Genomic DNA, 25,580 nt, shown 5'->3' with positions numbered 1-25,580 from the left:
AATAAATCCGAACATATATTTGATGAAATGAGGATTCCCTTGCCAAGAAAAAGAAAAACCACGAAAAAAAAGACCGTCGCTCAGAGCCAACAAAAGGCTTACATGATCGGGGGCTTCATAATCATTTTGGCCATCCTTTCCATGTTGAGCCTTTATAGCGAGCAAATGGGCGTATTCGGAGATCTCACCTCTTCGGTCATCGGTGTCTTATTTGGAAAAGTCGGCCCTGTTTTTTGTGCCCTGCTTTTTGTTATCGGCCTTTTTTTCATCACCGATTGGGACGTAAAGACGAAGTTTAAAGTTTTGGCCCTGGGTATCACTGTTTTTCTCATGGCAATTTTAATTACCTACGACCCCGCGCGCCCGAGTTTAAGCTGGAACGCGCGATTAAACCTGACGGGCCCTTATGTGGATCCGGGCTTCTTAGGTGAAAACTTCGCCCGCTTATTTGTCGGTCTTCTGGGTACCGTGGGAAGCATCACGGTCATGGTTTTAATCACCTTCTTTACGATCTATCACCTACCGTCGAAAGCGCGGCGCACCATGATGAAAGAAAAAATGGCAGCGTATTTCCGCGAGAAGAAAGAGGCCGGAGAAAAGCTGCGCATTGAAAAAGAAAAGGCCGAGCCGAAAGAAGAGAAGAAGCCGACAGGGAAAAACAAAAAAGCAAAGAAAGTTATTTCCTCCGGCGCCGAGGCCTTTAAGGAATTTGAATCCCCGAAACAAAAGGCAGCCGAGCCCGTAGAAATTCGCGATTATCGACCGTCCGCCGAGGAAAAACCGAAGCGCACGGAAACCCTGAATGAAACGGAAAAAGAAGCCTTCGCGAAAGATATGCAGACGGAAGTTCAGGAATCGGTCTATCATTTTCCGCCGATAAAATTACTGAAAAAACCCGGTGCAGGACCTGTGGCCGGCGACGAGGACATTCGGAAAAATGCCGCAATTATCCAGGAAGTCATGGATAATTTCAACGTGGATTGTCGCGTTCGCGCCATTAACCGCGGCCCCACCATTACATCCTACGAATTGGAACCTTCTCCCGGCGTGAAGATTTCAAAAATAGTCTCCCTGCACGATAATCTCAGTCTTTCCTTGGCGAGTCCGGGCATCCGCATTGAAGCGCCGATTCCGGGGAAAAGTGCCATTGGGATCGAAGTGCCCAATAAGGAAAAAGACAGCGTCAATCTTCGCGAGATCATCGAAAGCAATGTTTTCGACGCCTTGGATTCCACGGTGCCCCTTACATTAGGTAAAGATATTAGCGGCAATGCCATCGTTTCATCCATCGATAAAATGCCCCACCTTTTAATCGCCGGCGCAACGGGTTCGGGGAAATCCGTCTGTATTAACAGTATTTTAATGGGCATTTTGTACAAATCGGCACCGGAAGATGTGCGCTTAATTCTCATCGATCCGAAAGTGGTGGAACTTGGGATTTACAACGGCATTCCCCATCTTTTGATTCCCGTCGTCACGGATCCGAAGAAGGCGGCCTTTGCCTTGGCATGGGCCGTGGACGAAATGGAAAAACGCTACAAGGCGTTTGCCGAAACCGGGGTACGGGACGTATCCGGCTACAACGAAAAAATGAAGGCCGCAGGGGAAAAGACCATGCCGAAAGTCGTCATCGTCGTCGACGAGTTAAGCGATTTAATGATGGTGGCGGCAAAAGAAGTGGAAGACTATATTACGCGACTGGCACAAATGGCCAGGGCGGCGGGAATCCATTTAATTCTCGCGACCCAGCGCCCGTCTGTTGACGTCATTACGGGAACCATCAAGGCGAACATTCCCTCGAGGATCGCTTTTTCCGTGTCCTCTTCCATCGATTCCCGCACGATTTTAGATATGTCCGGCGCGGAAAAACTTTTAGGAAAAGGGGATATGCTCTTTTATCCTTCAAGCTTCCCGAAACCGAAGCGCCTTCAAGGGGCCTTTGTTTCAGACCAAGAAGTGGAAAATGTGCTTGAATTCGTAAAAAATCATACGGAAGCTGCTGAATACGACGAAGAAGCCCTGGATACCATGGAAAAGAAAGTCCAAATGGCCGTCACCGATGAAGATCCTCTCTTGTATGACGCCGTCGATATCGTACTGACTCAAGAACAGGCTTCCATTTCCTTTATTCAGCGGAAATTAAAAGTGGGCTATGCCAGGGCCGCACGCATTGTGGACCAAATCGAAGAAATGGGCATTGTCGGGCCAAACGAGGGTACGAAGCCGCGGAAGCTGCTCATGACAAAAGAACAAATCGAAGAAATGAAGAAAAATCAGGAGAATATATGAAAAAAGTGTCCATCGTTACTTTAGGGTGTTCCAAAAACGACATCGATTCAGGGCAAATGCGCGGGGTCTTAGACGAATCTCGTTTTCTGTTTACCGATCAGGTGACAGATGCCGAGGTAATCGTCGTCAATACTTGCGGTTTTATTGATGCGGCAAAGGAAGAATCCATCGACACCATTCTGGATCTGGCCAAGCTAAAGGAATCGGGCAAACTGGAAACCTTGCTTCTCGCCGGCTGTCTGGCGCAACGCTACCCCGATGAACTATTAGAATCCATCCCGGAAGCGGACGGCATCTTAGGACCGGGGCATATTCGCTCCATCAATGAAGCCATTGAACAGGCGGAAAATCACGAAAAACCGATTTTTGCCGCTTCCCTTGAAAATGACTATATTGAAGAGGCCCGCAGGGAAGAAGTCTCCGTTACCGAATACGTAAAAATTTCAGAAGGCTGCAACAATCGCTGCGCCTACTGCATCATTCCCTTTCTAAAGGGAAACAACCGCAGCCGCACCATGGAGCATATATTAGATGAAATTCGCCACTTAGTTGAAAGAGGCACTCGCGAGGTCATTCTTATCGGCCAAAACTCCACAGACTACGGCATCGACCTTTACGGAAGATACGCCTTGGTGGATCTGTTAAAGGCATTGAGAGATATCGAGGGCCTGCGTTGGGTGCGAATCCTTTACGCCTACCCGGATCATTTCGACGATGCCCTCATCGATGAAATGAAGAATAATCCGAAAATCCTTCCCTACATCGACATTCCCATTCAGCACGTGGCGGATCCCGTATTAAAAGGGATGAATCGAAAGACCGATCGCCGCGCCATCGAGTCCTTAATTACCCGTTTGCGAAGCGCCATGCCTGACATAGCCATTCGCTCCACCTTTTTACTGGGCTTTCCCGGCGAGACGGACGAAGATTTTCAAGAAGTCCTTGATTTCTTAGAAGATTATCCTCTGGAGCGTGCCGGGGCGTTTGCCTATTCCCGTGAGGAAGGCACGCCGGCTGCCGCCATGGCGGATCAAGTGGCCGATGATGTAAAGGAAGCCCGCGTAGATGCCTTTATGGCGGCGCAAATGGATCAATCGGAGCGCCTCATGGAAAAACAAGTGGGCCGCACATTAGAAGTTTTGGTGACAGAAATAACCGAAGAAGGCGCCATCGGTAGGAGCTATTTAGATGCGCCGGATATCGACGGCATGGTTTCGATTTACACAGATGAAAATTTAGCTGTCGGCGACTTTATAAAAGTTGAAATTACCGAGTCGACGGCATATGATTTAGGTGGTGATTATATTGAACATTGCAAATAAACTGACGATTATGCGCCTATTTCTTGTGCCTGTCTTCGTCATCTTGTTTTTAATAAATACCCCGGCAACGCGCCTCATGGCCTCCTTCGTCTTTTGCGTGGCAGCCTTTACGGATTTTCTCGACGGGCATTTGGCGCGGAAGTATCATTTAGTGACCACCTTCGGAAAATTTCTCGATCCCTTAGCCGATAAGGTGCTTACGATCTCCGCCTTTATTATGCTGGTAGAAGAAGGAGTCATTCCCGCATGGGGCGTAATTATTATCGTCGCCAGAGAATTGGCCATTACGGGCTTTCGCATTTTGGCCGCATCGGATAATATCACCATAGCGGCTAGCCCCTTCGGTAAGATTAAAACCATTACGCAATTGGCATCTTTAATCGCCTTATTATTTTCGCCTCCCATTCCCACGACCATCGGCATCGTATTATTCTATGTCGCTGTCCTGCTCACGGTATTAAGCGGCGTGGACTACTTGGTGAAGAATAAGGGTGTCTTGGATTTAGAAAATATATAGGAGCACCTATGAAAGCAGAAATTATCACCATCGGAACGGAAATACTGATCGGATCCATTTTAAATACCAATGGCCCCTATTTGTCGCGAAAGCTCACCGATGCCGGCTACGACGTGGAGTATCACGCCTCGGTAAGGGACAAGTATGAAGCCATTCGCGACGCCATCGAGACGGCCCTTGAAAGATCCAATGTTATCTTTCTTTGCGGCGGACTCGGGCCGACCCAGGATGACATGACGAAGCAGGCCCTGGCCCACGCATTGGATTTGCCCTTGATATTCGATGAGAAGCAATGGGACTATATTCGCAATGTATCCATGAGCTTTTCTAAAAATATTACGGAAAACAACAAGCGCCAGGCGGAATTTCCGGAAGGCGCCGTCGTTATTCCCAATGCCAAAGGCACGGCTCCGGGATGTATGCTGGACTACGAGGGCAAGCAATTCTTTATGCTTCCCGGGCCCCCGCGAGAATTCGAGCCCATGGCCGACGACATTGTCGCCAATTACCTTAATCCGGTGCATGGGAAAAACTTTATCACCAGTTTGCGCCTGGTTAATATCGGTGAATCCAAGTGTGAGTCCATGTTCCGCGAAGCGAAGATCGAAACGGAAAATGTGGAAATCAACACCTTCGCCAAGACCGGCGAAGTGGAAATAAAAGTCATCGCCCATGCGGAAGATGAAGGGGAAGCCGAAATTATCGAGAAGGAATACGCAGAAGCCCTTCGCGCCCTTCGGGAATTATTCGCCGAGTTTATTTACGGCGACGGCGAAAGCGATGTCTTTGAAACCTTGGTAGATTGTCTTACAAAAAAGAATTTGACCATCAGCTTTGCCGAATCCGTCACCGGGGGCAATATGGCCCACATGATCACCTCCGTCGCCGGCGCAAGCAATGTGCTCCACGAAAGCTACATCACCTATAGCGACGAGGTAAAAGAAAAGTTATTGGGCGTGAAACCCGCCACAATTTCCAAAGATACCGTGGTATCTGAAGCTGTGGCTTCGGAGATGAGTCGCGGTCTCTACGAAAAGACAAAGAGCCGCTACTGTGTGGCCACCACGGGAGAAGCCGGACCGGAATCGGCCACGGGAAAAGAAGTGGGTACGGTTATTTACTCCATTCGAAAAGACGGCGAAGAAGTGTTAAAAGAAAGCCGCATGTACAAAGGCGATCGCACCACGATTCAATATCGTAGTTCAAAATACATTTTGGCAGGGATTTTATTACATGAGTTAGGAGAAGAAAATGGACGAGAGTAGAAAAAAAGCATTAGACGATGCCATCGCGAAAATTGAAAAAGAATACGGCAAAGGCGCCATTATGCGTCTAGGCGAAAACGCAAATTTAAACATCGAATCCATTCCCACAGGCTCCTTAAGTCTCGACATCGCCTTGGGAATCGGCGGCATTCCCAGAGGCCGTATCATTGAAATTTACGGTCCCGAATCTTCCGGTAAGACCACCCTGGCACTGCACATGATCGCGGAAGCGCAAAAGCTCGGCGGCACGGCGGCCTTTATCGATGCGGAACATGCCCTGGATCCCCAGTACAGCAAAAATTTAGGCGTCGACACGGAAAACTTAATTATTTCCCAACCGGATACGGGAGAACAGGCCCTTGAGATTACAGAAAGCTTGGTTCGAAGCAATGCCGTGGATCTCATCGTCGTTGACTCCGTGGCGGCATTGGTGCCCAAAGCCGAAATCGAAGGTGAAATGGGGGACAGCCACATGGGGCTTCAGGCCCGTCTCATGAGCCAAGGGCTCAGAAAATTAACCGGCGCCATCAGCAAATCCAAAGCCTCCGTAATTTTCATCAATCAATTGCGCGAAAAAATCGGCGTCATGTTCGGCAATCCGGAAACCACAACCGGCGGTCGGGCTCTTAAATTCTTTACCACCGTTCGCATGGATATTCGCCGCATCGACAGCCTGAAAAAAGGCGATGACATTATCGGTAATCGCGTCCGTGTAAAAGTGGTAAAAAATAAAGTGGCCCCTCCCTTTAAAAAAGCGGAATTCGACATCATGTACGGCACGGGCATTTCCAAAGTGGGCTCCGTCCTGGATGCCGCCGTTGAAGCGGGCATTGTGGAAAAATCCGGCTCCTGGTTTAGCTATGGCGATGCAAAGCTCGGCCAAGGTCGGGAAAATTCCAAGGCCTATCTCAGCGAAAATAGCGATCTTTTGGCTGAAATCGATGAAAAAGTGCGTATCCACTACAATTTAGGCAACAAACAGGTCAACGAAAGTGGGGCCGGCGAACCTTCCGAGGAGGAATAGTCGTTGAAATTCCTGTACTTCACAGATAGTCATATTCGAGGGACGAATCCGAAATCAAGAACGGATTCGTTTTTCCATACGGTTAAAACTAAATTACAGGAAATTCAATCCGTGGCACGGGAAGAATCCGTGGATTATATTCTACACGGCGGCGATTTATTCGATCGTCCCGACGTATCTATTTCCGTCATGAATGAGATAATTCCCATTTTAAAGGGATTCTCCGCGCCCATCTACGCCATTAGCGGCAATCACGATATTTACGGCCACAACCCCGTCACCTTGCCCAGGACCATGATGGGGCTCTTGGACACCTTGGGCATCATTCATTTGATTAACCACCGGAAAATTCTCTTAAAAGACGAAAATACCACGGTGCAATTAAGCGGCTCCCCCTATATTTACGGCCTGGATCGGGAGGAAAACCGTCATCTTTATATCGTCGAGGAAAAAGATCCCGATGCGGACTATGCCATTCACTTGGTGCACGGCTTTTTAATGGCCGGTGAAGTAAAGGCTATGTTTTCCCACACGACCATCGACGATATTATCCACACCAAGGCGGATCTTACCCTGTCCGGACACTTGCACGACGGCTTTCCGTTGGTTGAAAGGGAGGGCAAGGCCTTTCTTAACCCCGGCGCCATGGTGCGAATTTCCAATTCCATGACCGAATTGAAGCGACGGCCGAAGTTTGTTCTTATCGATGTGGAAAAAGACCGGGCGAGTATCGAGGTAAGGGAGCTGAAATCCGCCCTACCGGGTGCTGAAGTATTGGACCGCTCGGAAATCGAAATGCACAAATTTAAGCGCCAGGAACTGGCCGAGTTTAAGGAATCCATCGAGCGTTCGGGCAATTACGATCGCATCAATTTTTTTGACCTCTTGGCCGACATATCCGCCAACGAAAAATTGGACCCCGCCATTAAAGAAGAGGCCATGAAGCGCATCGCCCAGGTTCAGGAGAGGAGAAGCACGGTATGAATTCCATCGAAAAAATTATTCTCGTGAATTTCCAATCCCACGTTTACTCCGAGCTCTCTCTTTCTAAAGGCGTCAATGTCATTGTAGGCCCCTCCGACAGCGGAAAAACTGCCATTATGCGTGCCCTGCGCTGGAATATGTTTAACGATCCTTCCGGCGTAGAGTTTGTACGGGAAGGGGAAACGGAAGTCGCCGTTACCATTCGCTTCCAAAACAAGGTAGAAGTGGAACGTCGGCGCAGCCGGTCGAAGAATCAATACATTTTGCGTCAACCGGGTGAAGAGGAATTGATCTTTGAGGGCTTCGGCAAAAATGTGCCGGCAGAAATCGAAGAGGCCATCGGCATAAAAAAAGTCATGTTGGATGATAAAAAGTCTCTGCCTCTGAACTTTTCCGATCAACTGGACGGGCCCTTTCTCTTGCAGGAAACCGACGCCTACAAGGCCCAGGCCATCGGGCGTATGGTGGGCGTCGATTTATTGGACGAAACCATGCGCGATACCCTTCGGGACAAGAAGCAGATTTCCATACGACGAGAGATGCTTCAAGGCGATTTAGAGGAGACGGAAGAGTCACTCAAGGCCTTTTCTGACTTAGACGATAAGATTGCCGTGAGGGACAAGGTAAACGAGATTCTTTTTGCTGTGTCTGACCATCGCGAAAAAGTGGAATTGGCAAAGGCGTATAGCGAAACCCTTTGCGCTATACAAAAGGCACGCCGTGAGGCGAAAGAAATTTCAAATCGCTACGCTGTACTGGATGCTTTGGAGGAAAGCATTCATTCCCTGCACAATAAGGTAAATCAATACGGCCGGGAGCGGCTGCTCTCGGATTTATTTAAGCAAAACGCTGCCAACCGGCAACAGGCGGCATCGGTCTTGCGTACTTATGAAAACATGGGATTGCTTGAGGAGAAGATTCGCGACATGGCTTCCTATAAAAGCACTTACGACACCATGCTCCCACTGTGCCATTCCCTTGCATCGGCTCGAAACGCGGCCAAGATCAATGAAAAGCTTTTGGATTCGACCAAGGGCGTTGATGCCGTTCACGCCATGGATCTGCAAAAAAAATTCGATCAACTTATCGACTACCGAGCGCTGTTTCTTGCCTATTCTGAATTGAACCGGCGGATAAACATGGGCGAAGCTTTTCTGGCACGCTTCAAGCAGTTAGACGCCCTGGACAAATTGAGCACGGAAATGACCGAATCCTTGGAAAAGGATCGATCCCTTCGAGTCCTTTTAGCGGAACAAAAAAGTCTCAATACGGAAAAAGAAAAACTTTCCGTTGACATCGAAGGTTTCATCGATAAAGATAAACGGGCCATGGACGCGTATTTAAACGGCCTTTCCGGAGCCGGCACCTGTCCCTTATGTAAGCAACCAATCGACGGGGATGCCCTACACGCCATTAGACATAGTTTGGAGGATTAGGATGAATTTAGAACAACGGATCAGCGAATTAAATCAGCGCTACGAACAGGCCAAGGATACGCGCAAGCGCGCCGAGTGGCGAATGGAAGAGCTGGAGCGTGAAGAAAAGGAATTAAATGAAAAGATCAAGGCCCTTGGATTCGATCCGGACACTTTGGAAGACGAAATTAAGCGCATGGAATCCGAAATCCTTCGCCTGCTCGACGAGGCGGAAAAACTTCTGCCCGAGGAACAGGCATGACCTACGAAGAGGCCTGCCAACGCTTTGAACGCTTTTCAAAGGAAGTCAGCCGACGGGAGGGCATTCGCGATTCCATTCTCGAACAGGTTGAAAAAAAACGAGTGGCGATCAAAGAAGTGGAAGCGGAGGAAAAAAAGCTCAACGGCGTAGTCTTTCTCCTCCAAAAAGCAGCCGACTTCTCGAGAAATCAGGCCACACACCAAATCGAAGACATCGTCACCCAATCCATCGCCTACATTATGCAAAACAGCTCCCGATTTATTGTGGATCTCTCCGAAAAGCGCGGGCTTCCCATCGCCGAGTTTTTCGTGGAATCCGATTACGGCGACTATAAGGTAAAGACAAAACCGGAAATGAGCCGAGGCGGGGGCGTAGTGGATATTGTAAGCCTGGCCCTTCGCATCGCCTTTTTGGAGAATCACCAGCCGAAAATGGACGGGCCCCTTTTTCTCGACGAGCCGGGCAAGCACATCAGCGACGACTACATTTTCAACATGGGGGAATTCGTGAAGGAATGTTCCCGCCTATTTTCCAGACAAATTATCATGGTCACCCACAACGATTACCTGACAAATATCTGTGACAAGGCCTTTCGCGTCGACATACGAAACGGCACAAGCGACGTCGTCGAGCTCATTGCCGAGGCCGAAGCGTCGTCATGACACAAAGGGACTGCCCATTGCGGTCCTTTTTTACTGCAAAGAATGGTGCAAACATAAATCAGCAAAACAAAAGATTCAAATTATGATATAATAAACAAGTGGTTTATACCATCTGAATCATGAAAATTAAATAAGGAGGTGTTCCATATGCCCGCCTATTTAGTACCCTTTATAGGGGCATTATTGGTAATTGGAATCCTCGGAGTAGCTATTGGTTATTTTTTACGCAAATCATTGGCTGAAGGAAAGCTCAACCATGCGGAAGAACTAGCGAAGAATATCATTATTGATGCGGAACGTGAAGCCGAAAACAATAAACGCGATATTTTATTCCAAGCGAAAGAGGAAATTCACAAGCTTCGGGATACGGTCCAACAGGAAAGTGATGCTCGAAAAATCGAACTGCAGCGCTATGAAGATCGTTTGAATTCTAAAGAAGACCTGCTTCAATCGAAAAGTGCTACCTTGGAAAAAAAGGAAAGCCAAATTTTCGATCAACAAGCACGTATTCAAGAGAAGGAAGATTTGATCGACGAATTGGTGGACAAAAAGTCCGAAGAAATTCAACGGATCTCCGGCTTATCGAAAGAAGAAGCCAAGCAAATCCTTCTCAACGAATTGGAAAATGAGTTGACACAGGAATCGGCAGTGAAGATTCGTGAATACGAACGCTACGTCAAAGACGAAAGCAAAAAAATCGCCCAAGACGTTATCGTACACGCCATTCAACGGATCGCCGCCGACGAGGTTGCCGAGTCCACGGTCTCCGTGGTCAACTTGCCCAACGACGAGATGAAAGGCCGCATTATCGGTCGAGAAGGCCGAAACATTCGCGCCATCGAAGCGTTAACCGGCGTCGATTTAATCATCGACGATACGCCGGAAGCGGTCGTCGTCTCTTCCTTTAATCCTATTCGCCGAGAAATTGCACGCCTGACGCTGGAAAAACTCGTTCTTGACGGGAGAATCCACCCGACGCGCATCGAAGACACGGTGGAAAAGGCGAGACAGGAAGTGGATGATATTATCAAGGAAAGCGGCGAGGAAGCGGCATTTGAAGCCGGTGTTCACGGCCTTCACCCTGAACTGGTGAAGTACTTGGGCCGTTTGAAATTCCGTACCAGCTTTGGACAAAACTGTCTGCGCCACTCCGTTGAAGTATCGAAAATTGCCGGCTACTTAGCCGAAGAAATCGGTATCGATTCGAAACTGGCGAGACGTGCCGGATTGCTCCACGATTTAGGAAAATCCATCGACCACGAAGTGGAAGGACCCCACGTGGAATTAGGTGTGGAACTTGCGCGGCGCTACAAGGAGCCTGAAGCCGTTATCAACGGCATCGAAGCCCATCACGGCGACGTGGAATTCGATTCTCTGGAATCCGTCTTAGTCCAGGCGGCCGACGCCATTAGTGCGGCTCGACCCGGTGCACGACGTGAAACCATCGAAAACTACATTAAACGATTGGAACAATTGGAAGAAATCGCCACCGGTTTCGACGGCATCGAAAAATCCTACGCCGTACAAGCCGGTCGGGAATTGCGTATTATCGTAAAACCCAAGGAAATCGACGAGGCCCACATGGTGACCACGGCTAGAAACATCGCCAACGAAATCGAAGCACAGCTTGATTTCCCCGGTCAGATCAAAGTCAATGTGATCCGCGAAACCCGCGCCATCGAATACGCCAAATAAAAAAACCTGCCTACGGGCGGGTTTTTTCTTGTTTTCTTTGCTATGATAGTTACGAGGTGAGACATGATTCGCTCGAATATACTGGACGACTACTTAAATTACCTGCGTGCCGCCAAGGGACGCAGCGACGGCACGATTAAAGAATATTACTACGACATACGGCAGTTTCTGCGCTATATGCGCGTTCGAAAAGAAGGCCTCGCTGTAGATTCCCTAGACGACGTGGACATCGATGGGGTGGATAAGGCCCTTTTAGAACAGATCGATAAGGGCGATGTTTACGCCTACATTTCCTACTTGGATCGGGAAAGGCAAAACAGCAGCCGAACGAAATTCCGAAAAATTTCTTCCGTGCGCTCTTTTTTCGATTACTTGACCTACAAAGTGGATGTCTTGGATAAAAACCCGACGGAAAATATCGACATGCCGAAAATCGAACGCTCTCTTCCCGTCTACTTAACATTGGAAGAGGCCGTACGGCTTTTGCATTTTATTCAAAATTTTAAGCAGAAAGAAATCTTTCGCCGCCGGGACTACGCCATCGCCACCCTATTTTTAAACTGCGGCCTGCGCCTTAGCGAGCTCGCGTCATTAAATGTGGAAGACCTAAACAAAGACCGCACCCTGCGCATTTGGGGGAAAGGTTCCAAGGAGCGGCTGGTCTATTTAAACGACACGGTTAAGCGCGCCATCGACGCTTACTTGGCGCAACGAAAGGCCGAAGGCTTGGAAGTGGAGGAAGCCCTCTTTTTAAGTATGCGCAAAAGCCGCATGAGCAATCGCTCCATTCAGCATATGTTGGAAAAACATTTAAAAAACGCGGGATTCGATACGAAAAAATACACCGTGCATAAACTGCGCCACACGGCGGCCACCTTGATGTATCAATTCGGCGACGAAGACCTGAAGTCCCTTCAGGAAATCCTCGGTCACGAATCCATTTCCACGACGCAAATCTACACCCACGTCAATATGGAAGATATTCGCCACACCATGAGCCAAAACCCGCTGGCCAATATCGAAGATGTGGAAAAGATGCTTGAGGACGCAAAAAAAGAAAAGATGTAGCTTTTTGGGAGAATCATATGTTCGAACATTCGATCTATTTTCGGTGCCTCGTTTTTTAACAAAACGATTCTTTGAAATATAGAACTTATTTTTTCATGGCCTACAGGTAACGAATAGCGGTTTTTATTATTAGCCGGGCATATCCATATGCCTTACGAATAAAAAGCCCGCTAGTTCGATCCTACGGCGTCAATTTCAAGAAACGACGACATCCTTGTCCGGATCCATTAAACGATAAGCCAATACGTCGTTGAACTGAGATTAGTCAAGCAAAAACCTCCTCTGCAATAAAGTAGAGGAGGTTTTAAAATTTGTTAAGTATCTCATGATGGCCAATGTCGAGAAGTAAGATTGATTTAAAAAGCGAGGCTCTTTATGAATAAAGATTGCCGGCGAAAGTTTGTCGGATCATACTGAGGCAGACGCACGCGAATATTTTATAGTATAATCAAGGCTGACTAAAGGATCCATCCTTAGCTTAAAATAAAGTCGCAGCATCAAATTTAAAGCCTTTAAATCGAAAATTCATAGGGATGCATAGGGACATCACGTGGCCGCTTTAAATGCCTTAAAGCGAACTTCGGGCTCCTTCTGTTTTGAATAGCCTGCTTTAGTCACAAAATTTATGTTTTGTGACTAAATATTTGTTGGTTTAATACGCCATCCTTTTATGCGGGCCTCTTCTGTCTTCTTTCATTCACAAGAAATGCACGAAAAAAGCAAATGGCAAAAGATCGGTCCTTTTACCATTTGCTTTTATATCCTAGGGATTCGTCGAAAGCATCGTCTCTGAATGTGCGGAACTTAATTTGCATGCATCCTTAAGGGGCAATTAATTTCCCAATTCGCGCTCATCCAACACGACGTAAATCGTCTCTCCGGGCTTCAGGGTGCAGTTGTCCGCTAAGTCGTTGGCTTCTACCATGCGATGGATCATGAGGCGCAAATCGTCTCCCTCGTCGGCGTAAGACGATGCGATGGACCACAGGGTATCTCCCGGCTTCACACAATAGGCTTCCCGCACCTGATAGCTTCCCATGCTCTTCGGAACGGTGGTTCCCATAATGCTCATTAACAAAAGTAGAATGATGGGCAGCAAGCGAAGACGCTTTCTATTTTTAATGGCCCGTGCAGAAGGGCGTTTTTTTATTTGACAGGGATGATTCATGGTTTTTCGTTTATTCATTTCATGCCTCCATGAACTAAATGTTCGGTCGTATGTTTGAATCTATGTTCGTACGTTTGTTCCAATTGTATCTGAACAATTGTTTCCTGTCAAGCTTTTTTGAATGTATGTTTGAAATGTTTGTTCGTCTCTGATATACTAAATGTACCCCATGAAAAGGAGCGATTATAAACTATGTATGAAGATCTTGAAAAAAGGGAAATGGAAATTCTCTTTTACATTAAACGCTTTATCGATTCCAACGGCTACCCCCCTTCTATTCGTGAAATCTGCAATGGTTGCAATATTAAAAGCACCTCGACTGTTCACTCCAATTTAGAAAAGCTGGAGCTGAAAAATTATATTCGCCGCGGCGCCACCATTAATCGGGCCATCGAGGTGATTCATCAAGACGACGATTTTCTTTCTGCGAAAAAGAAAACCACCGACATTCCCATTCTCGGCCGCGTCGCCGCCGGGTTGCCTATTTTAGCCTCGGAAAATATTTCGGATACGGTGCCTTTAGCTACGGATTTTGTAAAAGACCGCAATCTCTTCTTCTTAACCGTTCAGGGCGAGAGCATGATTGAAGCCGGCATTTTGGACGGCGATCAAGTGTTAATCGAGCCCACTTCTTCTGCCAATGAGGGGGAAATTATCCTGGCCCTCATTGAAGACGAGGCCACCATCAAGACCTTCTATCGCGATGAAGAAAATCACCGCTTCCGTCTCCAGCCGGAAAACAGCACCATGGCGCCTATTTACGTGGATGATCTCAAGGTGTTGGGCCGCGTCATCGGCCTTTATCGCCTGTTTTAAATAAACCTGCTGTCGGGTCCGACTCGGCGGCAGGTTTTCTTTTAGCTGATTTTTACGGCTTTTCGTATATTAAACCTTATATTATAATGAATAAATACGACTAGGATCTCTTTAAACAGGGGGCTTTATGTTAATTTTAAACCAGGAAAAGAATTTAATGGATCTTCTGACCATTCTTTATAAAGCGCAAAATAAATGGATTCAATTGGCTGATCTGGCCGTCGTCATCGGCGTCACCAAAAAGACGATGCGCAACTATGTTCAGATTATAGAGGAAAAGTTCAAGGATTACGCCGATTTTTACTATAGCGGCACCATGCTCTACGTGCAATTCCGTTCGAATTTTGGCCTGATCGGCATGAAAAAATTGCTGCTTCGCGAATCTTTGCTCTATAAGATTCTTCTCAACTCTTTTTTTGAACCTAATATTAAAAAAAACGATCTCGCTTTTGAATTGGGCTTCAGCGAGACCTCTATTTACCGCCACGTACAACAGTTTAACGAGCTATTGCCCGACGTTTATGACCTCACTTTTTCCTATTCTGATTTCAAACTGCAAGGCGAGGAAGAGGAGATTCAGAAATTTTACGTGAACATGTTTATGGAGACCATGTTGCATCCCAGAGACTGGCCCTTTACCGGAACGATACGGGAAGATGTCGTAGAAACATTCGCCCAACGCATGTATAATTATCTCCACTTCTCCCCTTCCCTGTGCGCAACACATTTACATTAAAGTAGCGATTGCCGTCTCTTTTTTCCGTTTGCTTAATGGGCATCCGATCCATACGGAGAATTTCCGCGATGATTTAGTCGCCAAGGCAAAAGGACTGGCCACGGACAGCGTCATCAATGATTTGGCGAAGGATGTTATGCCGAAGCAACAAGTGGATTCCACCGTGGATCTTCTAATCAGCGTCTTATCTATCTTTTACGCGGAAGAAAATCCCATGCTCTTCGACGATACGGATCTTTTAGACGAACGGCTGCAATCCATTAAACGCTGCGAAGCCTTTTTTGAGTCCCGTTTACCCGGCTTTTTGGATCAATTTCATTTGCAATTAGAGGATCGCGACGGATTGTATCGTTCCTTGGCGGCTTACTTTACCTACCGCCTGTCTAATTTTAAGAAAAAGGAGTTTTTCCTCAAGAGATCGACCTATCTTCTCGCCTATGTTTCTTTGGCAAATCCCGAGCTCCACACCGAGGTCACGGCTATTTTTAAAGAATTTGTTTCAGAGTTTCCGGAGTTCGGCGATTACCGAATCGACGAATTGACTTTGGCTTTTTACAGTTTGTGGCCGGATCTTCTTTCCCAGCTTTTTTACGGACGCGAACCCCTTAAGGCACTGGTGGTCTGTCAAAACGACGCCTTCTACGGCGAATCGCTGGTCCACTTAATCAACAAGGGATCGTCGAATTTAATTCATGCCGAATTGTACGACGGCTACCGCATCGACATGAATCAATTGACGCAATTGCCCTACGATTTAATCATTACGGACTTTATGGTGGAATCTGTCAAAGAAGGTGTCCCCGTGTATACCTTTGGTCAACTGCCCTCGCCCCATGAGCTGCAGCTCTTATGCCGCGATATAAGGCTCAAAAAGCATGGCTACAACTTAGGCTCCGGCACAAAAAAGGGCTACACAGATATTCTAGAATTTCAGCGCCTGCTTTCGATCTATTCGTAATACAAAAATCCCCGAGCTTCCCATTCATCGGAAGATCTCGGGGATTTTTTTGGTTCTATGTCAACCATTGGGGAGTCTAGTGAAAACTAGGCTCCTTTTTGTTGTGCGCTTTAGCATGAATAAACATCCCCCGGCTACGCCGGGGGATGTTTATTACAGGGCTATGATGCCGATTCGAAAAACGAGTTCAAGTGTTGGTAAGTAGCTATACAAGAGGACTTTGATAAATTCTAATAATTTTGCAAATATAATTGCATCATAAAAAGGAATATGCTATATTAAGGTTAAATTGAGAATGTTAGATAGGTAGGTTCAAAATACTTTGGGAAATAGAATAAAACAAGTTAGGAAAGAAAAAGGATTAACTCAACAAGAATTAGCCTATGAGTTAAGTGTAACAAGACAATACATTAGTCTTTTGGAACGTGGAGAGGCTCAAGCTACAATTTCAGTGGCAATTGAAATTGCAAACAAACTAAATACATGTATTTATACACTATTTGATTTTGATAAGTTTGAGTGTGAACAGTGTCATAAAGGCATAGGAGGAAATTAAATGAAGAATATAAAAAAATTTTCAATAGCACTTTTGCTTTTTGCATTAGTTTTTAATCCGAATGTGGTAATGGCTGCGAAAAAAAGCAACGATGCAAAATGCTTTTCAAGCAAGAATTTTTTAGTAGAATCTAGAGATACAAAAGGATCTACGGATTTTCAAATCCGCTTGTTAAAAGAAAGTGTAGCTACTTTTGCTAGAGAAAAGTGGAAAAAAGGTGATATCGTAGTCATTAAGTTAAAGTCTTTAAAAGGAAACGATTTAGAAGTAGGTATTTTGCCTGCCGAAGACATTAACGCTGGCTGGGGCTATAATGATTATGGTGCTCCTATAAAAAAGAGGGTAGAAAGCCCAGAAGATGAGGTAAAGTTTACTATTCCGGATGATGGAGAATATGGAATTTACGTTAAAGATAATGCATCAAATGCTATTTCTTTTCTAGATTTATTTAGGGGAAAAGAAATAATATCTACAAAGTCGGAAGGAAAAAAATCTAGAAAAGATCATGGTCTTGAATTAAATAATCATAATTGTATTGAATTTGAGTTAGAAGTAAATAAGAAATTTATCAATCCTTTAACTGAATTGGAATCTAAGCGCTTACTCGCCGTTTATTCGTAATAAAAAATGACCCCGAGCTTCCCCTCCATCGGAAGTTCTCGGGGTTTTTTTATGCTTCTTCTAGTGCTTGGAGCACCTGAATCAGGGCGAGCTTAATGTGTTCGTAAGTAAGGCCGCCTTGGAAATACACGCGGTAAGGCGGGCGCATAGGCCCGTCGGCGGACAATTCAATGCTGCTGCCTTCGATAAAGCCGCCCGCCGCCATAATCACCTGATCTTCGTAGCCGGGCATGTCCCAGGGATAAGGCGTGACGTGGGAATCCACCGGCGATGCGGCCTGGATGGCGCGGCAAAAGCGAATCAGATTCTCCGGCGTCTCTAAGGCGATGGATTGTACGATGTCGCTTCTCGGGTCTGTGGCCGCGGGAACGCAGTCATAGCCCATGGTCTCGAAGGTTTTGGCGAAAAGCATGGCGCCTTTAATACACTGTGCCACGCGATGAGGCGCGAGAAACAGGCCCATTAAGGTGTTTCGGGTTTGCCCGAAGGAAAGACCGCATTCCTTGCCTATTCCGGGCGCCGTCAGGTCCGCCGCCACCCGTTCGATGTTCTCTTCACTTCCCACTACGTAGCCGCCGGAAAGGCTCAGGCCGCCGCCGGGATTTTTAATGAGGGAGCCCGCCATGACATCGACGCCGATTTCCGTGGGCTCGATTTTTTCCGTAAATTCTCCGTAGCAATTGTCTAGAAAAATAATGCCGTCATAGCTCTTTCTTATTTCTTCCACCGCCCGCTTAATTTCATCGACGGTAAAGGCCCGTCGATTGGAATAGCCGGTGGAGCGCTGCATGATCACGAGATCCGCGTCATGGGATACAAAATCGCTTATGGCCTCGTAATCCATGGCGCCGTCTTTTAAGGGAAGCTCTCTGTAGTCGATGCCGCGGGATCTTAAATTCCCCGGCGCATCCCCTGCGGTGCCAAGGACTTTATGCAAGGTGTCGTAGGGAGAGCCGGACACGGAGGCGATGGTATCTCCCGCTTTCGTGAGGGCTTTAATGGCCAGGGCAATGGCGTGGGTGCCGGATACCATATTGGGCCGCACCAATGCATCTTCCGTACGAAAAAGGGCGGCGTAAACGGCCTCCACCTTTTCTCTGCCTACGTCGCCGTAGCCGTATCCCGTCGCCCAGTTGAAATCTGTCGACGCCAAGCGCACGGACTGCAGGGCCTTTAATACTTTTTCTTGATTAAACAGACATATTTCGTCAAGGACAGCGAAAGGTTCTTGAAGGCTCCCTTCAATCGCCTTTAAATCCGCAATCTCTACCATATTTTTCTCTCTCCAGTTCTAAAATCTTCTCAAGTGCCGCATCTTTCGTTAGTTCAGACATGGGAATGAACACCGCGTCTTCTTCCTTGCGAAACCAGGTCATTTGCCGCTTGGCAAAATTTCTGGAATGCTGCTGGATTTTTTCGATGGCGGTGGCCTTATCCCACTCCCCTTTTAAATACTTCACTACTTCTTTGTAGCCGATGGATCCCATGGGCTTTACACCACTACCATAGGCCTTATAGAGCTCATCCACCTCATCAAAGAGTCCGGCATCCACCATTTTCAGCACGCGGCGGTTAATGCGCGTATAGAGGTCCTCCCGCGCCCAATCCAAAACGATATACAGAGGATCGATGCCTTTGCGTTTTTTCCGAAGTTGCTCTGTTTCCACGTGGCCGGATTCGATCCGCTCAAGGGCGCGAATCACCCGGCGGGGATTGTTTAGATCCACAGCCTCCGCCATGGTCACGTCTTTTTCTTTCAACAAATCCACCATGTAGCTCAGGCCATGTTTTTCATAAAGGCGATTAAGCTGATTCCGACTTTCGGAAGAGGGTTTTTCAGAAAAATTCAAATCGTAAATCAAGCTGTGAATGTAAAGGGCCGTTCCTCCGCAGACGATGGGTATTTTTCCCCTTTGCCATAGATCTTCGAAAATCGGCGCGGCGGCCTCGTAAAAATCGGCGGCGGAATAAAATTCCTCGGGCTCTTTTATGTCGATTAGATGATGGATGATGCCCACCGTCTCCCGAGGCATGATTTTTCCGCTACCGATAGTAAAACCGCGGTAGACCTGGACGGAATCCGCGGAAATAATTTCCGTTTGAAGTTTTTTTGCGAGGGCCACGGAAAGATCCGATTTCCCCGAACCCGTGGGCCCGGTAATTAAAATCAAAGGCTTCATAGTCCCTCCCTTAAAAACAGTTTTTCGAAGGCGCGCTTTTCCACGTGAATCATGGTGGGCCGCCCGTGCGGACAAGTAAAGGGCGTATCCGCGTCGTTTAATTCCTCGAGAAGAGCATAAGCTTCTTCTTCGGAAATCCTATCTCCGGCTTTAATGGCGCTTCTGCAGGCGAGGCGCATGATTTTATAAATGTTCTGCTCCTTCACATTGACGCCCTCGTCCAGTAGATGAATGGAGTCCAAAAAGAATTGCCGAAAATCGTCGATTAATAAATGCTCCGGGACCTCCCGGATCACGATGTCCTGCTCGCCGAAGACTTCGGGAAAAATGCCCAGCTGTTCGTAATCGGCGATGTGGGTATTTACGGCGTGCATTTCCTCGGGACTTAAGTGAATGGTCAAGGGTGCAAGCAAGAGTTGTGTCGCTACGGCGCGGTCGCGAATTTGTTTGCTGTAGCGCTCGTAAAGGATTCGTTCGTGGGCCGCGTGTTGATCTACCATAAGGACGCGGTGATCCCTTTTGTTTTCAAACAGGACATAGGTTTTGAACACCACGGCTAAAAATTGGTAGAGGCTCACATCCAGCGGCCTCGCTTTTTCCGGCGCCATATCCACATTGATTGCTGATGTATCGGCGAAGGGTTCCGGGAGCAAAGGCTCTGTTTTATCCCCGTACGTTCTTCTGTCTTCCGCCGCAAGAGGCGCGAGATCAGAAAAATCAAAAGTCGGTGTTTTCGGCTTTTCTCTCTCGATCTTCCGTTCTCTGCTCAGCTCAAAGATTGTTTTTTCCGGTACCTGCGCTTCCCCTTCTTTAGTATTTTCATTTAGGGCATCGATCGAAGGGATCTCCCGCTTAGGCAGAAGTTTCTCTTCCACCAAACGCTGCAAAATCGTCGTCAGTTGATTTTCATTAGACAGTCGAATGGTTTGCTTTTGCGGGTGAATGTTCACATCGATTAATATGGGATCAATGGTAATGTAAAGAACATAGACCGGGTAATGGTTCAAAGGAATTAAAGAACGGTACACTTTTCGAATGGCTCGGGCGATGTCGTTGCTCTTGACGCCGCGGCCGTTTACGAATAAAAACTCACGATCCGGCGTGGCACGGTGAAGCAAGTTATTGCCGATAAAGCCCTCGATTTTGTAGGATTCCGTATCGAAGGAAATAGGCAGGAGATTTTTCGCAATGTCCTTGCCGAGAATGGAATAGATATGATTGATCTTGTCGTCGGAAACTTTCGAATGCAGCAGGGTCTTTTGATTGCGGGACAGGTGGATGGAGACGTCCTGATGGCTCAGAGCCAATAGTTCCACCACTTCGACGATGCGGCGAATTTCTTTTGTCGTAGTGTTTAAAAACTTTTTCCTCACCGGCGTGTTGTAAAAAATATCCCGCACGATCATCGTCGTGCCTACAGGAGCGCCCACGGGCTCCCCTCGGGATACGACACCTTTTTCCACAGTGAATCGATAGGCGAAGTCGCTATTGGCGGTCTTGGTTACGCATTCCATTTGGCTGATATGGGCGATACTCGCCAAGGCCTCGCCGCGAAAGCCTAAGCTCGTGATCATATCCAAATCGGAGATGGTGCGGAGCTTCGATGTGGCGTGGCGGGAAAATGCCTTGGTAATCTGGCTTTTTTCGATGCCGTCGCCATTGTCGGCGATGCGAATTTCGTCTAAAAGATTATCCGACAGACGAATGCTGATTCGATCGGCATTTGCGTCGATGGCATTTTCGACCAGCTCCTTAATGATGGAGGCGGGATTTTCGATAATTTCACCGGCGGCGATTTGAGAAATGGTCTGATCGCTTAATGCATAAATTTCACGCATCGGCATCCTCCTTTAAGGACTCGAGAAGCATGAGGGCTTCTAGAGGCGTCGTTTGATTAATGTCGATGGAGCGGATTTTTTCCCGCAAGGGATCCGGTCCGTTGTCGGCGACGACGATTTCGTTTCCTACAGATTCTACGGCTTTGCCCCGACCGTCGGATTCCAAATGATCGAGAACATTTCGCGCCCGCTCGATGACTTCTTCTTTTACGCCAGCAAGCTTCGCTACGTCGATACCGAAGGAGTAATTGCTTTGGCCGACGATAATTTTTCTTAAGAATCGGATTTCGTCGTCTACCTCTTCCGTGGCCACGGTCACATTTAAAATGCCGTCGTAGCGATTTTCCAGTTCCGTGAGCTCGAAATAGTGGGTGGCAAAAAGGGTCTTCGCGCGAACGTCTTTATAAATATATTCGATAATGGACCAGGCGATGGAAAGGCCGTCGTAGGTGCTGGTGCCCCTCCCCACTTCGTCGAAGAGAATCAGGGAACGCGCCGTGGCGAGGCGCAAAATTTCCGCCACCTCCGTCATCTCGACCATAAAAGTAGACTGACCCCGCGTCAGGTAATCGGAGGCGCCGATCCGCGTAAAGATTTGATCCACCATGGGCAGATTCGCCTCTTCCGCCGGGACAAATGAGCCGATTTGAGCCATAATCTGAATCAAAGCCACTTGGCGCATGTAGGTGGATTTACCTGCCATATTGGGCCCGGTGATAATCTGAAGAAGAACTTTCTCGTCGTCTAAGTAGGTGTCGTTGGGAATATAGGGCTCTTCGATGGTGCGCTCCACTACGGGATGGCGTCCGTCTTTAATAAAGAGTACGCCGCCGTCGTTAAAGCGGGGGCGACGGTAATTGTAACGCTCCGCCACCTCTGCCAGGGCACAGGCCACATCCAGTTTCTGTATGGCTTCGGACAAGTGTTGAATGGCGGAGAGTTTTGATGCGATGCGCTTTTGAATGGCCTCCAAAAGCTCCAATTGGCGATCGAGTGCGCGCTCTTTGCCGTGGAGGATTTCCTCTTCCCTATTTTTCAGCTCTTCGGTGAAAAATCGTTCGCTTCCCACGAGGGTTTGTTTTCGTATAAAATACTCCGGCGCTTGATCCACATAGGATTTCGACACCTCGAAAAAGTAACCCAGTATTTTATTGTACTTAATCCGCAGATTCTTAATGCCGCTGGCTTCCCGCTCCTTTTCTTCCAGCTGCAAAATCCATTGCTTGCCGCTTTCAGAAAGAGCGAAAAGTCGATCCAGCTCCTCGTCCACGCCATGAGCAATGAAGCGCTGCTCCCGATAATTTGCCGGAAGTTCGTCGATAAAAATTTCCCGCAACTGATCCGAGATGTCTTCCATAAGATCCACACCGTCAAAAATTTTAAGTAGCGCTTTGTTCTCTGCCTTCTTAAGAAGCCGAACAATCAGCTGCACCGCCTCCAAACTCTTTACGAGTCGCTCAATCTGTTTTGGCGTCATGGTTTCATTGGCAATGTAAATGGACAGGCGGTCGATGTCGTAGATTCCCGACAGCTGCTCCTGCAAATCGTCGAATAAAATTCGATCGTCGTGAAGGGAATCGATGCGATCGTAGCGTTCATTTAATGTTTTTTCATCCATTAAAGGACGCAAAATAGACGTGCGCAAGTAGCGACTTCCCATTCTCGTCTTGCAGTGATCCAAGATGGCGTAGAGGGAGTGTTCCTTTTGATTGTCATGATTATTGTTTACAAGCTCTAAATTTCGAATGGTCGTCTCTGAGAGGTCCATGGCCGCATCGTGATCCTCTCGTGCGGAGATATGGAGGTGGGTCTGTTGATGATACTGGGTCGCCTCCAAATAATCGAGAAGATTGGCGAGGGCAAGGCTGTCGTAATCGATGCTCCGATTCAGCTCTTCATAGGACGCCAAAATTTCTCTGTGCTCGCGAGACACTTCGCTGCTTTTTAAGACATCGTAGCGCTTCGCCAGTTTTCGAATCGTCGCCTTATTTGAGAAAGTATGGCTGTAGAGAATTTCCGCCGGGCGGTAAAGAGAAAACTGTTTTTCGAGAAAGCTTTCGATTTCCCGCTTGTCCCAGCAGACTTTTCGATCCATATATACTTTTCCCGCCGGATAATCGCAATGTGCCAACTCTACGATCTTTCCCTCTTGGGCGATGCTGGTCAGAATGCGGGTTTCATCCCCTTCATCTTCGTCAATAAACGTCCCGGGAGTGACGACCTTGGTAATTTCTCTCTTAACCAGGCCCTTGGCTAGTTTCGGGTCTTCCACCTGATCGCAAATGCTCACGGAATAGCCCATTTTTACCAAGCGCTTCACATATTGATTGGCCACGCGATAGGGCACGCCGCACATGGGAATTTTTTCATCCAGTCCGCCGCTTTTTTTCGTAAGCGTTAAATCCAGCAGATCAGAAACGACGATGGCATCCTTAAAAAAGAGCTCGTAAAAATCCCCGAGGCGATAAAATAAAAAGGCATCGGGGTTTTTATTTTTTGTTTCAACGTAGTGGCGCATGGCCGGCGTTAATTTTTCAAATTCACTGCTTTCCATGAACAATTTCTCCTTCTAAAGAGAATGTATTGCCTCCCGTGATCTTGACCGGCACCATCTTGCCGATAGATGCGGCATCGTAGGGCGCGTGGACCAATTTAAATCCGGCGGTTCGGCCGCTCATTTTCGTCGGATCGTTTTTACTCGCCGATTCAAAAAGCACCTCTTGCACCGTGCCGTGCAGGGCTTCATACTTTTCCCGTTGAATGGCATAAACCGCATCTAAAAGGCGCTGAAACCGGGCGTCCTTCACTTCCTTCGGTATTTGATTTTCCATTTGATCGGCGCGGGTGCCTTCCCGTCTGGAGTAGATAAAGGTGAAGGCATTGTCGTATTTTACCCGCTTCACTAAATCCAACGTATCTTCGAAATCTTCTTCCGTCTCGCCGGGAAAACCCACCATAATATCCGTGGAAAGGGAAATGTCCGGACGAACGGCGCGCACTTTGTCGATCAATGTAAAGTAATCTTCCCTGGTGTAGTGACGGTTCATCATCTTCAACACGCGATTCGAACCGGATTGCACGGGAAGGTGGAGGTAATTTGCGAGCTTCGGCAGATCCCTGTAGCAGGCAATTAAATCATCGGACATATCCTTCGGGTGGGATGTGGTAAAGTGGATGCGCTCGATCCCCTCCACGTCGTGCACCATGCGCAGAAGCTCGGCAAATGTGATTTTTTCCTTTAAGTTTTTTCCGTAGGAGTTCACATTTTGACCCAAAAGGGTTACTTCGTTGACCCCGTCCGCTACGAGATTTTTAATTTCGTCTAAAATATCTTCGGGCTCTCTGGAGACCTCGCGGCCGCGGGTGTAGGGCACGATGCAGTAGGTACAGAAATTATTGCAACCGTAGACGATATTCACGTAAGCGGCATTTCCCGACGTTCGGGAATAAATTTGATTGTCGAAATTCGTATAGCTTTCGTCAATATCCACCACGGCGTTTTTTTTGTCGTCGCTTTGTAAAATCAGCTGAGGCAAGCGGTAGATGTTGTTCGTGCCGAAGACGATATCCACGTGATTAAACGTGTTCAGCACATTATCTCTGGATTCTTTTCGCTGCATCATGCAGCCGCAGACGGCTACTTTCAAGTCTTTATTTTTCTTTTTTATGTGCTTTAAGCGCCCGATATGCCCGATGACTTTGTCTTCCGCGCTGTGGCGAACGGAACAGGTGTTGATGATCGCTAAATCCGCATCTTCTTCCTCATCGATCTCTTTAAAGCCCATGGTATTTAATAATGTTTTTATTTTTTCCGAATCGTGTTCGTTCATTTGGCATCCGTGGGTGGTGATGACGTAGGTTTGACCGCCGTGAATGTCTTTCACACGATCGATTAATTGTTGAAATTTTTCTTCCATGCTTACTCCTTTAATTCACAGTTCTTCCCATTATACCATAGTTGAAATTGAATTTTCGGGCATGAAAAAAGGCTCTATAATATCCATTGGGGAGTAACCTCCTTAATGGATATTTTTGTGCAAAAAGATAGCACTTGTTTTCCTAATCACCTAAAATTAAATCACCACAAAATAATAAAGGGGGGCAAACAAGTGCAAAACAATATTACCACATTACTTTTAGGAATCCAAGATGTCGAGGTCACCGGTGTTTCAGAAGAAAGACGCCTGATTACCATTGATTGCAA

At 47.3% G+C, this 25,580-nt stretch carries 23 protein-coding genes; 17 read left to right on the top strand and 6 right to left on the bottom strand.

Annotated elements, in window-relative coordinates; genetic code table 11:
• Positions 1-102: 102 nt before the first annotated feature.
• From KO087_RS06610 to KO087_RS06560, 11 genes are all read left to right on the top strand, one after another.
• On the top strand, positions 103-2,289 hold the full coding sequence (locus KO087_RS06610) for a DNA translocase FtsK (protein ID WP_215508515.1): 2,187 nt from the start codon (positions 103-105) through the stop codon (positions 2,287-2,289).
• A complete protein-coding gene (gene rimO, locus KO087_RS06605; RefSeq protein WP_215508514.1) occupies positions 2,286-3,611 on the top strand; it encodes a 30S ribosomal protein S12 methylthiotransferase RimO in 1,326 nt (441 codons plus the stop codon). Before KO087_RS06610 ends, rimO begins: the two co-directional genes overlap by 4 nt.
• Positions 3,595-4,128, top strand: a complete 534-nt coding sequence (pgsA, locus tag KO087_RS06600; protein WP_215508513.1) for a CDP-diacylglycerol--glycerol-3-phosphate 3-phosphatidyltransferase — start codon at positions 3,595-3,597, stop codon at positions 4,126-4,128. The genes rimO and pgsA overlap by 17 nt, the downstream gene beginning before the upstream one ends.
• Positions 4,129-4,136: 8 nt before the next feature.
• Positions 4,137-5,393, top strand: a complete 1,257-nt coding sequence (locus KO087_RS06595; RefSeq protein ID WP_215508512.1) for a competence/damage-inducible protein A — start codon at positions 4,137-4,139, stop codon at positions 5,391-5,393.
• A complete protein-coding gene (gene recA / locus KO087_RS06590; protein WP_215508511.1) occupies positions 5,380-6,417 on the top strand; it encodes a recombinase RecA in 1,038 nt (345 codons plus the stop codon). The genes KO087_RS06595 and recA overlap by 14 nt, the downstream gene beginning before the upstream one ends.
• Positions 6,418-6,420: 3 nt before the next feature.
• Positions 6,421-7,401, top strand: a complete 981-nt coding sequence (locus KO087_RS06585) for a metallophosphoesterase family protein (protein ID WP_215508510.1) — start codon at positions 6,421-6,423, stop codon at positions 7,399-7,401.
• On the top strand, positions 7,398-8,837 hold the full coding sequence (locus tag KO087_RS06580; protein ID WP_215508509.1) for an AAA family ATPase: 1,440 nt from the start codon (positions 7,398-7,400) through the stop codon (positions 8,835-8,837). The genes KO087_RS06585 and KO087_RS06580 overlap by 4 nt, the downstream gene beginning before the upstream one ends.
• A gap of 1 nt (position 8,838) precedes the next feature.
• Positions 8,839-9,078 carry a hypothetical protein gene (locus KO087_RS06575; protein ID WP_215508508.1) on the top strand — a complete coding sequence of 80 codons (240 nt, stop codon included), beginning with the start codon at positions 8,839-8,841 and terminating at the stop codon, positions 9,076-9,078.
• Positions 9,075-9,740, top strand: coding sequence for a P-loop NTPase family protein (locus KO087_RS06570; protein WP_215508507.1), 666 nt, complete (start codon positions 9,075-9,077; stop codon positions 9,738-9,740). Before KO087_RS06575 ends, KO087_RS06570 begins: the two co-directional genes overlap by 4 nt.
• A gap of 147 nt (positions 9,741-9,887) precedes the next feature.
• Complete coding sequence (gene rny, locus KO087_RS06565) at positions 9,888-11,435, top strand: ribonuclease Y (RefSeq protein ID WP_215508506.1); 1,548 nt, start codon at positions 9,888-9,890, stop codon at positions 11,433-11,435.
• A 63-nt stretch (positions 11,436-11,498) separates the two neighbouring features.
• Positions 11,499-12,503 carry a tyrosine recombinase XerC gene (locus KO087_RS06560; RefSeq protein WP_215508505.1) on the top strand — a complete coding sequence of 335 codons (1,005 nt, stop codon included), beginning with the start codon at positions 11,499-11,501 and terminating at the stop codon, positions 12,501-12,503.
• A gap of 832 nt (positions 12,504-13,335) precedes the next feature.
• Here the strand turns inward: KO087_RS06560 and KO087_RS06555 are convergent.
• A complete protein-coding gene (locus KO087_RS06555; RefSeq protein WP_215508504.1) occupies positions 13,336-13,689 on the bottom strand; it encodes a LysM peptidoglycan-binding domain-containing protein in 354 nt (117 codons plus the stop codon).
• Positions 13,690-13,863: 174 nt separating this feature from the next.
• Between KO087_RS06555 and lexA the strand changes: the two genes are divergently transcribed.
• The 5 genes from lexA to KO087_RS06530 all read left to right on the top strand — a co-directional run bounded on the left by lexA (position 13,864) and on the right by KO087_RS06530 (position 17,358).
• Positions 13,864-14,487 (top strand): transcriptional repressor LexA, encoded by a 624-nt coding sequence (lexA, locus tag KO087_RS06550; protein WP_215508503.1) that lies wholly within the window; start codon positions 13,864-13,866, stop codon positions 14,485-14,487.
• 127 nt (positions 14,488-14,614) lie between these two features.
• Positions 14,615-15,223, top strand: a complete 609-nt coding sequence (locus tag KO087_RS06545) for a helix-turn-helix domain-containing protein (RefSeq protein ID WP_215508502.1) — start codon at positions 14,615-14,617, stop codon at positions 15,221-15,223.
• A 28-nt stretch (positions 15,224-15,251) separates the two neighbouring features.
• Positions 15,252-16,181, top strand: coding sequence for a hypothetical protein (locus tag KO087_RS06540; protein ID WP_215508501.1), 930 nt, complete (start codon positions 15,252-15,254; stop codon positions 16,179-16,181).
• A 322-nt stretch (positions 16,182-16,503) separates the two neighbouring features.
• Entirely contained in the window at positions 16,504-16,737 is a 234-nt protein-coding gene (locus KO087_RS06535) for a helix-turn-helix transcriptional regulator (RefSeq protein ID WP_215508500.1), read from the top strand.
• Positions 16,738-17,358, top strand: coding sequence for a hypothetical protein (locus KO087_RS06530; protein ID WP_215508499.1), 621 nt, complete (start codon positions 16,738-16,740; stop codon positions 17,356-17,358). It abuts the gene before it with no gap.
• 49 nt (positions 17,359-17,407) lie between these two features.
• Here the strand turns inward: KO087_RS06530 and KO087_RS06525 are convergent, their stop codons facing one another.
• From KO087_RS06525 to miaB, 5 genes are read right to left on the bottom strand one after another with little or no spacing between them, the layout of a single operon-like run.
• Positions 17,408-18,631 (bottom strand): methionine gamma-lyase family protein, encoded by a 1,224-nt coding sequence (locus KO087_RS06525; RefSeq protein WP_215508498.1) that lies wholly within the window; start codon positions 18,629-18,631, stop codon positions 17,408-17,410.
• Positions 18,600-19,538, bottom strand: coding sequence for a tRNA (adenosine(37)-N6)-dimethylallyltransferase MiaA (gene miaA, locus KO087_RS06520; RefSeq protein ID WP_215508497.1), 939 nt, complete (start codon positions 19,536-19,538; stop codon positions 18,600-18,602). The genes KO087_RS06525 and miaA overlap by 32 nt, the downstream gene beginning before the upstream one ends.
• A complete protein-coding gene (gene mutL / locus KO087_RS06515; RefSeq protein ID WP_215508496.1) occupies positions 19,535-21,376 on the bottom strand; it encodes a DNA mismatch repair endonuclease MutL in 1,842 nt (613 codons plus the stop codon). Before mutL ends, miaA begins: the two co-directional genes overlap by 4 nt.
• A complete protein-coding gene (gene mutS, locus KO087_RS06510) occupies positions 21,369-23,930 on the bottom strand; it encodes a DNA mismatch repair protein MutS (RefSeq protein ID WP_215508495.1) in 2,562 nt (853 codons plus the stop codon). Before mutS ends, mutL begins: the two co-directional genes overlap by 8 nt.
• On the bottom strand, positions 23,917-25,293 hold the full coding sequence (gene miaB / locus KO087_RS06505) for a tRNA (N6-isopentenyl adenosine(37)-C2)-methylthiotransferase MiaB (RefSeq protein WP_215508494.1): 1,377 nt from the start codon (positions 25,291-25,293) through the stop codon (positions 23,917-23,919). Before miaB ends, mutS begins: the two co-directional genes overlap by 14 nt.
• Before the next feature lie 105 nt (positions 25,294-25,398).
• On the opposite strand from miaB, the gene KO087_RS06500 reads away from it, so the two are divergent.
• Positions 25,399-25,580, top strand: a 182-nt coding sequence (locus KO087_RS06500) for a hypothetical protein (RefSeq protein WP_215508111.1), incomplete at its 3' end; no start/stop codon positions are given.

It is taken from the genome of Peptoniphilus rachelemmaiella, assembly GCF_943169845.1.
GTDB lineage: Bacteria > Bacillota > Clostridia > Tissierellales > Peptoniphilaceae > Aedoeadaptatus > Aedoeadaptatus rachelemmaiella.
The sequence above is the reverse complement of the archived record's forward strand: the minus strand, read 5'-3'. Positions and strand labels throughout refer to the sequence as shown.

Bases quoted from the DNA above. Each gene is read 5' to 3' on its own strand.
- KO087_RS06570 (WP_215508507.1), top strand. From the start codon at position 9,075: ATGACCTACGAAGAGGCCTGCCAACGCTTTGAACGCTTTTCAAAGGAA.
- KO087_RS06595 (WP_215508512.1), top strand. From the start codon at position 4,137: ATGAAAGCAGAAATTATCACCATCGGAACGGAAATACTGATCGGATCC.
- lexA (WP_215508503.1), top strand. From the start codon at position 13,864: ATGTATGAAGATCTTGAAAAAAGGGAAATGGAAATTCTCTTTTACATT.
- rny (WP_215508506.1), top strand. From the start codon at position 9,888: ATGCCCGCCTATTTAGTACCCTTTATAGGGGCATTATTGGTAATTGGA.
- KO087_RS06580 (WP_215508509.1), top strand. From the start codon at position 7,398: ATGAATTCCATCGAAAAAATTATTCTCGTGAATTTCCAATCCCACGTT.
- KO087_RS06610 (WP_215508515.1), top strand. From the start codon at position 103: ATGATCGGGGGCTTCATAATCATTTTGGCCATCCTTTCCATGTTGAGC.
- KO087_RS06545 (WP_215508502.1), top strand. From the start codon at position 14,615: ATGTTAATTTTAAACCAGGAAAAGAATTTAATGGATCTTCTGACCATT.
- KO087_RS06525 (WP_215508498.1), bottom strand. From the start codon at position 18,631: ATGGTAGAGATTGCGGATTTAAAGGCGATTGAAGGGAGCCTTCAAGAA.
- recA (WP_215508511.1), top strand. From the start codon at position 5,380: ATGGACGAGAGTAGAAAAAAAGCATTAGACGATGCCATCGCGAAAATT.
- KO087_RS06530 (WP_215508499.1), top strand. From the start codon at position 16,738: ATGAAGAATATAAAAAAATTTTCAATAGCACTTTTGCTTTTTGCATTA.
- mutL (WP_215508496.1), bottom strand. From the start codon at position 21,376: ATGCGTGAAATTTATGCATTAAGCGATCAGACCATTTCTCAAATCGCC.
- mutS (WP_215508495.1), bottom strand. From the start codon at position 23,930: ATGGAAAGCAGTGAATTTGAAAAATTAACGCCGGCCATGCGCCACTAC.
- KO087_RS06575 (WP_215508508.1), top strand. From the start codon at position 8,839: ATGAATTTAGAACAACGGATCAGCGAATTAAATCAGCGCTACGAACAG.
- rimO (WP_215508514.1), top strand. From the start codon at position 2,286: ATGAAAAAAGTGTCCATCGTTACTTTAGGGTGTTCCAAAAACGACATC.
- miaA (WP_215508497.1), bottom strand. From the start codon at position 19,538: ATGAAGCCTTTGATTTTAATTACCGGGCCCACGGGTTCGGGGAAATCG.
- KO087_RS06555 (WP_215508504.1), bottom strand. From the start codon at position 13,689: ATGAATAAACGAAAAACCATGAATCATCCCTGTCAAATAAAAAAACGC.
- KO087_RS06560 (WP_215508505.1), top strand. From the start codon at position 11,499: ATGATTCGCTCGAATATACTGGACGACTACTTAAATTACCTGCGTGCC.
- miaB (WP_215508494.1), bottom strand. From the start codon at position 25,293: ATGGAAGAAAAATTTCAACAATTAATCGATCGTGTGAAAGACATTCAC.